Source organism: Companilactobacillus ginsenosidimutans, from assembly GCF_001050475.1.
Lineage (GTDB): Bacteria > Bacillota > Bacilli > Lactobacillales > Lactobacillaceae > Companilactobacillus > Companilactobacillus ginsenosidimutans.
Map to the genome: position 1 here is coordinate 1697685 of NZ_CP012034.1, position 14364 is coordinate 1712048.

The 14364-nt window shown below is 32.1% G+C and carries 10 protein-coding genes; 3 read left to right on the forward strand and 7 right to left on the reverse strand.

Annotation, left to right across the window (positions count from 1 at the left end; genetic code table 11):
• Positions 1 to 46: 46 nt before the first annotated feature.
• The 3 genes from ABM34_RS08700 to ABM34_RS08710 form a co-directional block, all read right to left on the reverse strand.
• Entirely contained in the window at positions 47 to 1174 is a 1128-nt protein-coding gene (locus tag ABM34_RS08700) for an acyltransferase family protein (RefSeq protein WP_048705047.1), read from the reverse strand.
• Between the two features lie 104 nt (positions 1175 to 1278).
• Positions 1279 to 1638 (reverse strand): hypothetical protein, encoded by a 360-nt coding sequence (locus tag ABM34_RS08705; RefSeq protein ID WP_048705049.1) that lies wholly within the window; start codon positions 1636 to 1638, stop codon positions 1279 to 1281.
• 466 nt (positions 1639 to 2104) lie between these two features.
• The gene (locus ABM34_RS08710) at positions 2105 to 3568 is read right to left on the reverse strand and encodes a hypothetical protein (RefSeq protein WP_048705051.1); all 1464 of its coding nucleotides are present in this window, start codon (positions 3566 to 3568) and stop codon (positions 2105 to 2107) included.
• A gap of 626 nt (positions 3569 to 4194) precedes the next feature.
• On the opposite strand from ABM34_RS08710, the gene istA reads away from it, so the two are divergent.
• Complete coding sequence (istA, locus tag ABM34_RS08715; protein ID WP_048702647.1) at positions 4195 to 5436, forward strand: IS21 family transposase; 1242 nt, start codon at positions 4195 to 4197, stop codon at positions 5434 to 5436.
• On the forward strand, positions 5426 to 6175 hold the full coding sequence (gene istB / locus ABM34_RS08720; protein ID WP_048702648.1) for an IS21-like element helper ATPase IstB: 750 nt from the start codon (positions 5426 to 5428) through the stop codon (positions 6173 to 6175). Before istA ends, istB begins: the two co-directional genes overlap by 11 nt.
• A 341-nt stretch (positions 6176 to 6516) precedes the next feature.
• On the opposite strand, the gene ABM34_RS08725 is transcribed toward istB, so the two are convergent.
• Positions 6517 to 8400, reverse strand: coding sequence for an LTA synthase family protein (locus tag ABM34_RS08725; protein ID WP_048705052.1), 1884 nt, complete (start codon positions 8398 to 8400; stop codon positions 6517 to 6519).
• Positions 8401 to 9286: 886 nt separating this feature from the next.
• The gene (locus tag ABM34_RS08730; protein WP_048705054.1) at positions 9287 to 9856 is read right to left on the reverse strand and encodes a hypothetical protein; all 570 of its coding nucleotides are present in this window, start codon (positions 9854 to 9856) and stop codon (positions 9287 to 9289) included.
• Positions 9857 to 11719: 1863 nt separating this feature from the next.
• Between ABM34_RS08730 and ABM34_RS08735 the strand changes: the two genes are divergently transcribed.
• Entirely contained in the window at positions 11720 to 12769 is a 1050-nt protein-coding gene (locus ABM34_RS08735) for an IS30 family transposase (protein WP_048705056.1), read from the forward strand.
• Positions 12770 to 13171: 402 nt separating this feature from the next.
• Here ABM34_RS08735 and ABM34_RS08740 read toward each other — a convergent pair whose 3' ends face one another.
• Together ABM34_RS08740 and ABM34_RS08745 are read right to left on the reverse strand one after the other, a co-directional pair.
• On the reverse strand, positions 13172 to 13399 hold the full coding sequence (locus ABM34_RS08740; protein WP_048705059.1) for a hypothetical protein: 228 nt from the start codon (positions 13397 to 13399) through the stop codon (positions 13172 to 13174).
• A gap of 75 nt (positions 13400 to 13474) precedes the next feature.
• The gene (locus tag ABM34_RS08745; RefSeq protein ID WP_048705060.1) at positions 13475 to 14242 is read right to left on the reverse strand and encodes a hypothetical protein; all 768 of its coding nucleotides are present in this window, start codon (positions 14240 to 14242) and stop codon (positions 13475 to 13477) included.
• Positions 14243 to 14364 lie beyond the last annotated feature (122 nt).

The window sequence follows — 14364 nt, forward strand, 5'->3', positions numbered from 1 at the left end:
ATTTGAATGTAACACCACCATGAATTCACAGCTTCTATATGTGACTCTAAACTTTTTTGTTGTTACTCATCACATATGCTTTAAACAAAATAATACCTTGTTTTGTTACAGTTACTAAACTGCTAAGCATCCTAAATATTTGGCTTCTAATTATATCAATACAACAAGCACATAGCATTATAGCTAAAACGGCAATTAATCCGAAAACATTTACTTTAATCAAATCAGTAATGTTATTAAAAGAAAACATTTTCCACAGCGGTTTGATTACAAAAATATTCTCAGTGATTAAGTAAACTGCGAATATATGCTTTGCTAGCTTATTAAGAATAAAGTTAAATCTCGGTTTCAAGCTTACAAATATTAGGAAGATCCCTACCGCGGACATAAGTGCAAAGAAACCTGTATATATTCTTATATATCTATACTTGAGTATCGTAATATCATAGTAAGTTATCACATAAATTAGGATAATATTTATTATTGCGAATAGCATGCCGATACCGAAACTACTTTTTCCCAGTGAACAAAACTTTTTGATATACATTCCAATGATATACGCAGTCACAACGACACCTAAACCGACAGACTCGGATGCAACGTTATTATTTAAAAGCGGAAAGATACTTGTACTTACAATTGAAATGAACAATAAAATTTGAATTTGTCTCTTATCAATTCTGTTTAACACTATATTTAAATACGGAACGATCAACATTAATAATACAAACGCTGTTACAAACCAATAATGATTAAACACAATTGGGAATACTGACATCAATATATTAGGGACGTGGTTAAATGGCATAAGTGGATCCCTCAGATTTGGAAAATTATCTAGTGGAAGATGATAACTCAGTCCAATAAATAAGAATATCACACTATAGAAATATAGCTGACCATATATATTCACAGATTTCCGTAAAGACTGACCATTAGTAACTATCTTGTTTCCAAGATAAAATCCCGTAATCATTACAAATATATATACACCAATATCTCCCAATGGTAAATAGATCAGTGATTTAAAGGCGTCAATTAAATGACCATTCGTAATTAATTTATCTGCTCTATCACCTTGTCCCCACAAACTGAAATGATGCAATGTTATCAATAACATACTAAACATTCTCAAAAATTCAATATTAGAATTTCTGATTGCTTTCTTTTTCATAAGCCCTCATCTCATAATCTTCGAAATTAATTTGGATTAATAAAGCCTCATAACCAATATAAATAGGTTATGAGGCTAATTTAGTATCAATTTGAATAATTATCTTAAACTGATGGTGTGAACTGGACATCATCATCTTTTAGATAAGCATCTGTACTTACTCTAAAAAATAGATGACCTTGTGCAAACACTGCAAAGTCAGTCTTGTAGCTACCTTGGTACCATGGACCATCTGCTAGAACATTTCCATTCTTATCGTAGCCTTTAGTAAGAGAACCACTCCAGACTTTAACAACACCTGGCATGTTGACTCTTCTTTGTAAACCATTTCTATTTACAGTCGTTGTTTCTACTGTATCTGCTTGTGCAACTGTAGTAGCTGCACTTGCAATTGAACCAATAGCTGGAGCAAATCCTAATCCTAATAGTGCAACACTGGAAACAATCACATTCTTAATTGACATAATTTCTAATCCCCTTGCGATCTATTTTTTGGTTCTGTCTCACTCAATCAAGCTTACTTGTATGAGACAACAATAGATTAGCAATAGACTATGGATTTTAACAGTTAAATTTTATGATCATTTTCTCTATTATTAGTTTGTAATTAGATGGCGCTAATTTTCCGAAAAAATATTTTAATGTAAAATGTATATTTTTATATGATAAACAAATCGAAATCCCCATTTCTAGGACAAACAATTAGATCTAAGCCCTAAACTAGTTTCAATATTATTTACACATTTTAATTTAATATAAATATTAAATTTAATAATCATTCAAAATTTGCAATCTACAAAAACAATGCATTAAATAAAAAAGTCCCCAACTGTCGTCCTATTGACAACTATTGGAAACCCTGTTCTATCATCATACAATCTGAATTCAAAATCATCTCTTTAAATATCGTATCACGTAACTGCGATAGCATTAAATTCTATTAACTGTTTTATGTTTTACTTTGGAGCTAAACCAATCAAAAATTGCTACCACCCCAGTTCCACCTAACATTGCTAAAACTGGAATAAATTCAATTCTGTATCTTCCTTGCACTTCTATTACTAATTGAATAACTACGAAAGCCATTAATGGTAATAGTAGTAAGAAAAGCCCATTTTTGAACTCAAACTTAAATAGCCTCAAAGAACCTATCCATGAGAAAATTATTGTTATGACTGAGCCAATATACCCTACGTACCGCATTGTGCTGACAGTATCTTGAGAATGATTGGTTTCAATACTTGTGAAGTCAATTCCTGAAGACCTTTCTGCCCAAAGTATTGATAGTTTCTGGTAGAAGAGATGGAACCATCGATGATCCTGCTTAATAAATCCAACATGTTGATTGATGACTTTATGTTCTTGCTTACTCATCTTGGCCCGACTTTCGGTCAAGTCAAACTTATTAACCAGTTTCTGATCATATGTACCATTGGATCCATAGTCTAATCCTGTAACAAATTTCCACTCAGAATCACGATTAGATAAACCATATTGATTCAATCCAGATGATTTAATCAACATTCCAGCCCCGGAAAATATTGCAAAGTAAATTGCCAACACAATGAGAAACTTCCAAATAGCATCCAAATGAAATTTATTATTTTTAAACATCACGTAGAAGATCCCAAAGACCACAATTCCGGCGATAATAACCGGACCAATTGGACGGACAATCGCTCCAAGTGCTAACGTCAGGCCACTCAATGCGTATGCCCAGTATTTATCTTGGAGAATCAATAAAAATGTAGTCAAAAATAATAAGGAGCCTATATATTGATTGTCCGCTTGAGAGTTCAATGCAAACCAATCGAGATTCACCATCAACAATAACACCGTTATACGTGCCATTTTGATGTTATCAAATATTTTTACTACCAATTTATATGAAACTAACAAAATTAATACTTGGTATAGAATATTTAAATATTGAATAGCAACAACGTGATATCCAAATATTTTTATTACTGCCATTACATAAACTAAGAATCCAGTTTGATATGCCCATTTAGCAAAGTAATCATTATCAAATGCATAAATTGGTTTGCCATGCAATGCATCAGGTGCACGATTCCAGAAGTTACCAAAGTCACTAATTTGAGTTTGTGGTACTGACTTGACCCAAACTATAGCAATAATAGCGAACACAATTAGCAGGATAATCAAGACTCCACGATTAACAGCAACGATATCGTCCCTAATCATATAAAGTATGACTCCGGCAGCCACAACTAATACGAAACCAACTACCAGAAAAGTAACATAATTTTGAGGCTCAAACTTGAAGTAATTCTTGAATAAGTTATGCCACATTTGGAAAAAAACTAAAGTCGTAAAGATGGCAACACAAATTAAGATAATCCAACTAATAACCCTTTGAAATTTATTGATCATAACCCAAGATCCCCCAATTTCAATATTATAATTAAATTGTACAATAAAATATGATGTAACTACGTCATATATGAACATTTATCCAGATCGATATTATTTGAAAGTTCACCTGTAAATTGGATATATAACCTAAGTGGAATAACTTCTGTTTATTTTTCATAAGTTACATAAACACATGATCAGAACATTTAATTATCCAGAAAACGAGCAAAAAAATCATAAATATAAAATCTTTGGCTTATTGTTGAAAAAGAAAAGTATAATTAGAACTGTAAATTCGTATGATTATATTTATTTTTTAATTATCCATGAAACGTTTATTATTAAGAATAGAGGAAATGTATATCAATGTTTAGAAATAAGAATAGAGGAAATGTATATCAATGTTTAGAAATAAGGGAAAATTACATTATATGAATTCGAAGCTGAATGAACTATCAAACCAACTTTCGAAAACTAATACCAAAATTATTGAATTAGAAAAAAATTTGGAATCATTTAAAAAGTCTCAAATCCACCAAATGTTAATAGCGGTAATAAAATGTAGGTAATCGCCGGTTTAAAACTGTCGGTTTACCTACATTTTTTAGTATCATTTTCTTATCAAGATCCTGGAGGTCAATTTGATGAGAAATGATATTCGCGAAAGGATGGAGTTCTACGTGAATGAAAATATTAAACCTAACTTCACTGCTTTAGGCCGTACTTACAATGCCGATTATCGAACAATAAAAAAAGCTTACCTCGAGGCTTCTAATCCACCAAACAAAATGGTAAAGAAGCGAAAAAGTAAGTTAGATCCATACACTGCAATAATTGATGACAAATTAGAACTTGGATGTAGTGCGATGGCAATCTTCAAATTTATACAAACTCAAGGTTATCCCGGTAAATACACTTTGGTTAAGGATTATTGTCATGACTTCAAAAGGAAGAGATCAAAGAAAGCCACGATTCGTGTGACACATTCCCCTGCATTATCCGCTCAGGTTGATTGGAAAGAAAATATGGTTCTCTATGATAAATTTGGAAAGCCACACAAGTTTAATATCTTTCTATATGTTCTTCCCTTCTCAAAGATGAAATTCATGACGCTCACTTTTGAACGTAATCAGGATACTTTGTTCGAATGTCTTAATGAAGCTTTTAAATACACTGGAGGCATTCCAAAAGAAATATGGTTCGACAATATGAAGATTGTTGTGGACCATTCTAAGAGTCAGTATCATAAAACCATCTTCAATTCTAGATTTCTTGCTTTTACCAAAGACGCAGGCTTCAAGCCAATTGCTTGTCGACCATTCAGACCTCAAACTAAAGGATGTGTCGAGGCACTAGCTAGAACAACTGAGAGATTACGTGCTTTTAATTATGAGTTTGAAACTGATGATGACGTTATCAAGTTAGTTGATGAAACTATGAATAGTTTGAACAATGACATCTCACAAGCGACAGATATTAAACCGATAGATCTATGGAATGACAAAGAAAAAGAATACTTACATAAACTACCATCAGACCTACTTAATCCATACTTCGAAGACGATATTACCCGTATCGTATCTTCTGAATCAATGGTCCAATTTCGTAAATGTAAGTATTCCGTTAGCACCCAATATATCGGTAAGACAGTCGAAGTTCGCTTATCCGATAATGGGGATCAATTACAAATATATTATAACGGAGCATTAATAAAATCGCACTTGATAACCTCAAACAAATTCAACTATACACAAGAAGATACAATTGAGATTCTTCAATCTGACCTTAAGAAAAACAAATCTGAAGATGAGATAAGAAACTACATCGAGAATAACTTGGTTCAATATGATGCAATTGAATTTGGAGGTAACAACAATGCGCGATAACTACCATGAATTAATGAATAATCTACAAGAACTTGGTTTGAACAATATGTGTAACTACCTGCCAGAGTACCTCGATGAAACTGGCCATAAAACTGTACCACTAACAGAATCACTATTGAAGCTAACTGACGAAGAGATACATGCCAATGAAAGAAAGCATATCGATTCGATTATCAAGAAAGCACGTTTTCCCGTCAAAAAGTCCATTGAAGAATTTGATTTTGGATTTCAAACAAGCATCAATGAAGTTCAAATTAGAGAGTTTCAAAATATGGGCTTCATGGAGCGACATGATAATTTGATATTTCTCGGTTCTCCGGGTGTTGGGAAAACTCATCTAGCAACTGCCATTGGGGTATCTGCATGTAGACAGGATATAAGAACTTTATTCATCAATTGTAATGACCTCTTGTTGAAACTAAAAAAAGCCTATGACAAGGGAACCTTGGATAGACAAATAAGAAGATATTCAAATTATGAGCTTTTAATAATTGATGAACTTGGTTACTTACCAATTGAAAAGCAAGAAGCCAATTTACTCTTTCAGCTCATCAACAATAGATATGAACGACATTCTACAATTATTACTAGCAATGCCAGCTTGTCTAGTTGGGGGGATATTCTCCAAGATACAGTAACTGCTTCGGCAATTCTTGATAGATTAGTGCATCATGCACAAATCATCAAGATTACAGGTAAATCATATCGTCTTAGAAACAACGATTTAATCAAGAAATAAAAACCGCTAAAAACCTACATTTTTAACCGCTATAAACCTGCATTTTTATTCCGCTATTGACACATGCCAAGTTTACATAGTTTTAAACCTACTTTTGTTTCAATTTTGGATATTATTATTAACAATTTTGAATTAGGAAATTATCTTGTATACAAGCGATAGGTTTTCTTTCAAAAATTAGTAATGCGTTGATTGGAATCGTTAAAAAATCTTCAGATTAAAATATATTTTATTAGTTTAGTGTAAAAATCTAGATATACATAGGTGTTTAATTACTACCCATACCCTCCCGTTTAGTGTTTCCAATTTACCTCATAATTAAATTAACTTATCAATTCTGGCTATTTTGTAAATCCTAATTTGCCACTGTAATTTTTGCCAGCAGTCATATCGTATTGAACAAGCCGATAGTCTTCCAAAAGTTGCCTTTGATGATAACTTAATTTGTTATATGAAATTTGCTTACCTGTGTGTTTGTCTATATATAAGTTTCCTGAAGTGTTTATAGTAGATTTAGCCATAGCAGGAGTATCCTTCTGAATTTCAGTTAAAAGTGCATAAAATGGAGATACTTTTTGTTTCATTTGTTGGTAAACAAGCGGAATAAATCCATTAGGATCGGTGATGTGGGTGTCACTAATTATTTTTTTCGTCCCCATATTGTGGTCAATAGCATATTTATTACTGTAGATAAAATAATCGGTCTCATGTTCAGGGATTTCATGCACAGCACTTTCATTTCCGCTATATATCCCGGGCAAATGGTCACCATACAAAACTACCGTTATTGGCTTATTAATTGTATCTAGAGCATTCAAAAAATCTTTGGTCGATGCATCGGTATAGCTAATTCCTTTAGCATAATTAGCCACTTCAGATGCATTTTGACCAACCCCTTTACCACTCGCTGTGAAAGTATTATCAGGATAATAGTTGTTATATGGCATATGGTTTTGCATCGTAACAACATTAATAAATTGGCCATGTTTACCCTGTTCAACTTGTAATAACACATCGTTATAGACTGATTTGTCACTGACCCATTGTCCTCCATTAAGTGGAGCCGTGTATTTCAAAGCAGAGTGACCCTTTGTCTTAAGATTTTTGAAGTTCTTAATTCCAAAGCTTTCATACACTCCTGTCCGATTATAAAAAGTTCCAAGGTAAGGATGAATTGCTGTTGAAATTTCAAATTGATTACTTATATTTTCTGGATTAACTTGCTTTGTTACTAACTGTACAAATGGTGTCCTTAATGTATTTGAAAATTGGTTTACAGCCATTCCAGTCAAAGCCATGTATTCCATGTTCGCGGTACCACCACCATACCCTGAGCTAAGCATCAAACCGGAAGTATTCTCACTTTTGATTCGGCGAATATTTGGTAATGGATCTTGATTAATCTTTACATTAGGTACCCTCGAAGGATCAGATAGACTTTCACTTAGAACAAAAATAACAGTCTGTTTATTAACATCTGCATTGGGGCGATTTTCATTGATATCAGTTGCTACGCCTTGATATTTTTTAACAATGGAATCAATCTTTTCTTGATTATAGTTGGAAGGTTTTTCCATAACATCGAGATGAATATTGGTCAAAAAAGTAATCAGTGGGCCATTATTATTGGTATCCCACATTAAGTTGGCAGAACTAGATGTATAACCTTCCTTAGTTAATATTTTTTTTGTCAACGAATTCTGATTATTAACGGTGTAGAAACCGCTTAAAACAGTACCGAATAGTAAAATCATAATGAATCTTATCGGCCATTTAATAAACAACGTTGTCTTTCCAAACTTTTTCTGAAGAAAAAGACATATGACAACAATGAACAGCAATCCAAAAATAATTTCTAGAGTTAATTTTAAACTGATCATGGATAAAAGTCCTCTACTACTATTAAAGAATGCTAAATCGCTGGGCAAAAGTGGCTCCGCACGATAAATTATTTTTAATCTATTAGCAACAGCAAACACAATACTTAGTACGTAAAATAATGCCGTTGAGAAGAAGAATCTGTTAAAAATCCCATACAACCCAAAATAAATTAACAACATAATTAAGACCGTCAAAAAGTACATGCCATAATTCGTATGAAAAATTGTAGCAAACGTCATTGAGATGGAATTAAGTTGAGAGAAGTACAAATAAAAGCTCATTAATACACTGGATAAAACCATAAATACAAACTGGATAATATACATTAATTTAATTTTTTTCATGATAAGTGACACCTTTGATTAATCGGCAATATTTGAATTTATGGTAGGTCAAAAAAACATCTAAAAATAATCAATTATGGACACTGAAATTGTTTATTAATAACTCAAATTGTAAGATTAATCGGAAAATCTCAACAAAATACGGAAAGTGTAAAACAGTTTGTATAAATATAATACAATCCCAAAGAATGCATCGGAAAGGGTGAAAACATAAATGAAGTATTTAGAAAGCAACTTGAAGAAACGCTTGATGAGGCTATAGAAATCATCGGGTACATGGTTGCACCTAATGAACAATTTCAAGCTGATCCATCAGCAGTCAGGCAAAAATTTAGCTCAAGAAATATTTCCTTTGTTTACTGACAAATGAGAATCCAAGTACTCAAAATTGACAAAAAAAATAAAAGATCAGCAGAACCTGTTGATCTTCTATGAGTTTCCAACTGCAATAAGATGAGCAGTCTATTCAACTAATTTAATATAATCTTTCAATAAACAGTTAAGACGCACCTTTAGACAAAAAAACAATTTCCAAATGAAGACTTATTGGATCGTTTTCCGGTCAGTCAATTCTTGCCATACGATGATAAATTCAGTACCAGATGTCATAAAGGATTTGGCCAATGCACCGATACCTTAAATTCAATGTTATCATAGATGAAACAAGTCACATGAGAAGGCATAAATGTAGTTACACAAAATTATTTACACTCCCATTCCATCTGTCTGGCTACATTACTGGTTTATTATATTGGTAACCTCATAATACATTTTGTTTTGCAATCATTCTACATCTACAGAAACGGTTAGATAACTTATATTTCGTCAGTAACTTTAACGATATCAATTAATCATGGACTCGTACTATCCATACTAACCTTATCATTTATTTTGTTTTTCGATTTTTCCTAGCTATTTTCAAAATAAGACTTAATTTATTTAATTTTACTTGCGTGGAGAAAGTTCGTCCCTCCACGCCAGTAATAACATTTACTATCAAAAAACTAAGAATTATAGTTCCAAAAAAAATAATAGAAAAAGAGTTTAATTTAATAAATTTTATACTACTTAACGAGAACGCTATCCCACCCGTCAACACAACTGAAATGATAATTCTCACCAATGCCTTAATAAAATCAAAACTTGCTGAATTACTGCTTCTTCGCCCCAATAAAAAATCATCAATCATACTATACCGTATTTGTTGTTTGCATTCTTGAATCGTATTTTCAAATAAATCAAGTGTACTGTCCTTACTAGATTCCAAATTAATTATTGCATTTTTCCATTGCTCACTATCTTGAATGGATGAACTTTCCGAATGCGGTGATATTCCATGCTTCAAGAGAGAATCAATTAACTGATTTTCATCAAATCTAGAATCATATAAAAATTTTCCAAAATCATCCTCAGTATAAATTGTATTTGTTAAATATCTTTTTATATCTATCTTCATATCCCAAAACACCTACTCTTTATGTTTAAAATACTTAATTACTAATGATTATTTTTAATAAAACTATAAATTGTGAAATTAGTTTCAGCACTTAACCAAATAAACAACTATAAAAATATTTTCCAACGGATGGGAACCAAGCAGATCAGAAAGTAAGTCTTTCTACGATATCACAGTTTGAATATGTCTAAAAGATAGCAATTCTAATGACCCCGCGTTGGCATAAGAACGGACTGATACATGGCGTATTTTAGCAAAGGGCAAACGGATCTGAACCTATAATTTTAATCCATCTACAACTGAATTTATCATAGACTATATGGTTTTTAATCCAGAGCCATTACATGATGAATTTTGTCGTAAAATCGCATGTCTCTTTGGATTTTCGCGATTTTTTTGACAATAATATTGAATAACTTCAAATGTTATTGTTATATATTATTCTTTTAGTTCTCAAGTCATTTCCATCAATATTTGCTAATGGGTTTCGGCACTCAGACAATAATCAGTTGAGACTTTTTATTTTAACTAAACAAAAAATCTCAAGTACATAGTCTTCAACTGTATATCCTAGAGATAAAATAATCATTCAGAAATCAAACTATTAGCGTATTTTTATGATTCCATTTAAAATACTTATTGAATGCCCCAATAACCGAAATCTGTCGTACTTGGAGCGATATTTGTAATCGTCGGTAATATACAATACGCAAAATCATCAACACTATTCACATACTCTTGACTAACAATATCCACAGAAGACACATCCCTTACTTAAAAATAACATTCCAAAACCCGAAACCAACTTTAATATACTCAAAATATATCATAATAATAAAAATTATAAGAACTTATACTTGAAAACATTACCAACTGTATATAACTCAGGATAAATGGAAGTCTCGTTTGTTCCAAGTATTGACAGTAATATGAAACTGCTAAATATCCCTGCATTCCTTAATGAAAACCATCTCTCCTAAATTGAATATTTATTTTGAATAATTTGATGGTTATTTATATTTCCATACAATCTTAAACTCTTTTGAAAAATAAAATTTAATTTAAAGCGTTCCTTAAACCCTTTCTTAAAAAAATCAAATCCTATTGTGTCAATAATGCACACAATATAATTCAATGTAGCTGAATTAGTATGCTAATAACGATAAAAAAATGTAGGTAATCGCCGGTTTAAAACTATCGGTTTCCTACATTTTATTACCGCTATTAACATTTTGACTAACATACTTGCTTTCATTGTAATTGTTACTTATTTGAATCAGTTACAGATGGATGTATAAGATATGCATCCTCAGTCTGAACACTGAGAACTGAGTACATTTGAAATGGTTCCATATTTTTAGTCTCCTCTTTTTGCATCTCAAAGTAATTAATAAGTTTAAGCTTATCATTATTTAACCAGAACTATTACAATTAATACTGCACTTATCCGAAGTCCCAAACACCAACAATTGGTATATATCGCATAAATGGCGGGGTAATAATGATTTTAGTAACAAATGATATTGACTCTATATATCCTATAATCCTTAACATATATTTCGAAGATATCGTTTGAAATACTATAAATGAATGGAATGTAATTTAGGTTTAATCTCAATTATCGAATTGAATGGCTATGGTTAAATACCAAGGAACACATTATTAACAATTAATAAATATTTGAAGATAAAATTTATTTGGAATGAAAAAGCTCGCAACTTAATTTTTAGTATTATTTTATATCAATTTTAAATGCTTATTTTTGGGCAAATTTTATAATCAAGTTAGCCACTTAAAAAAAAACTGAATAAAAAAAACACCAAGACGAAAAAATCAGGTATCATTGGAGTTCCGACACTAACAATGAAAGAGGTTTTCGCCTTGGCGCAAGAACAGATTACCATAAAAAGAAATAAGGGTCACCACTTAACTGAAGTTGAGCGTGGAAAAATAGCTGCTCTACATAAATTGGGACAATCCAATCGTAAGATCGCGATTGCTATCGGTGTTTGCCCACAGACTATTAATAACGAGTTGAAACGTGGTGAAGCTACTCAAGTTAAGAAAATTAACGGTAAAGAGTACTATCATCAAGAATATATACCTGAACTTGCCCATAGTCGTTATGTCGATAAACGCAAAGCGTGTCATCGACCTTATAAACTGTCACAGGTTTTTAACTTCTTATCATTCTTTGTGGAGCACTTTAAAAAAGACGGTTGGTCACCTGACGCGACTGTTGGTCGTGCCAAGGCGTTGAACCTTTTTCTACCAGAAGAAATGGTATGTACTAAAACCCTTTATAGTTATATCGATGCCCAATTATTAGAAGTTAGAAATATTGATCTTATCAATAAGATGTCTCGTCGATTACCAAAATACGTGGCTCGTAAGAACCATCGTATCTTGGGGTTAAGTATAGAAGAACGCCCAACCGAAGTGGATAATCGGGAAGAATTTGGCCATTTTGAAATAGATACTATTGTTGGCCTTAGAAACGGTCAGGAGAGCGTGATTCTTACTATGATTGAACGCAAGACACGTTTCCAAATTATCCGTTTAATTGACAGTAAGGACGCTGATTCAGTGGCTTATACAATGAGAAGTATTAATAAAGAGTATGGATCAATAATCAAGTCCATTACTGCCGACAATGGTCTTGAATTCAGTACCCTGACAGAAGTAATGGATAAAATAGCACCTGTCTACTTCACTCATCCATATACATCCAGTGAACGAGGAACCAATGAGGTTCACAACCGTATGGTACGAAGAGATTTTCCAAAGGGAATCTCTCTTGATTTGGCAACCCCTTTGGAGGTTGCACAAACAGAAAATAAACTAAACAATATGCCTCGTAAACATACTGGTTATCAAACACCGACTGAGCTATTCAATGAGGAATGTGCTTAATTACTTAGCTCCATTACCTGAAACCCTCTTGGTATCAGTCTTTTAAAAATGGCTAACTTGTTCTTGCAATTTGCGATGCTTATTTTTGAAATATGTCTGACATTAAAATATAAACAGTGCTGTAAAATTAAAAAAATGGTTTACTATTGATGGTTGGAAATATTCCACATTGTATTCTCAATACTAATGAACATATGGAACAACACACATTCCTAACATCCCACTAGAAGTGGCCCCTCCAGCTGTGAAATCATTGAGCCTAAATTTGAAATAAATTCATTTTCTATAGTATTCATAATTATCTTCTCCCATTTCTATAAATTAATAACAATGCTTTTGTCTCATAATTAACCACATCAGGAATGAATATGCACTTATTCATATATTTCATGCAAATTACTTCTATCTTGTATTTGTGGCTTCTTCGAGTTGGCTATAGATATTAGGTGCATAACTTGGATCCATTTCAATAGATTTAGAATTGTCATCATATGCAACATTCGCAGCCGCAAAATGTACCTGGTCATAATTTCCATTGTTAATATCCGGTACTCCCCAATATGCCGCATTTGCAGTTAGTGGCATGACAAGTGAAAAAAGTATTAAGTGTTTAACTAGTTTATGCTTCATAATTAATTCCTCCAACAAATAAATAATGAGTAAAAGAAAACTACACATTAATGTTAACACTGCCAATTATAATTCTTAATACCAATTATGATAACTCGTATTATCACGGGCACCTTCTGCGGCTCTTGCAGCATCATTAGTATTCTGAATAATCTGATTATTTGATTCAACTTGATTCTCATATGCCATCTGTTGTGTATACAACATTGAAGCTTCATGAATTGTTTCTGCTTGGTGTTTTTGCAAGTAACTCACAATCCACTTCAATTCGCCACCCACTAATGGTGTCCAATACTTTCCTCCATTTTCAAATGTTGGTCCAACAATTTCATTTGGTTGAATAATGAATCCTGAAATGAGTGAATTTGAATAAAAAGCTGAATACTGAGATATTAACTGATTAAGATCATGATTACTTGTTTGAAGTTGGTTTTCATATCCAAAATATTCTTGAGTCTTTTCGCTTTCTTGAAGCTTAATCATAGGTATGTCGACTATATTGCTGCAGACAATAACAACACCAATTGAAATTATTGCCGGTAATACAAAGCCAATAAATATCCTTCCATTAATAAATAATCGCATAATAATAAAGTAATTTAGTAAGAAGAATACAGCATAAATTCCTAACAATGATAATATTTTATGCTCACTAATTATATTATGTATTTTAGCTGTTCTCGCTTTTTGATATCCTTCATCTTGATTCTTCGTTCCAATTTGATAATTTAAATCCTTAATCAAATGAACTGAATCACTTCCTTGAGAAAGTGTAGTCCCAATTTTATTAATTAATTCTTGATATCGTGAAAATTCATTTAATACTTGTTCCCTTTGTCCCATAATTAATCTCCTTAAACTTTATGTTAATTCGATATTAAGGTCAAAAGGCCGTAGCCTCAAGAATCAAAGGTGGTACATTGAAATATATATTTATTGTAACGGTGATTCACTGTAACAAAAAG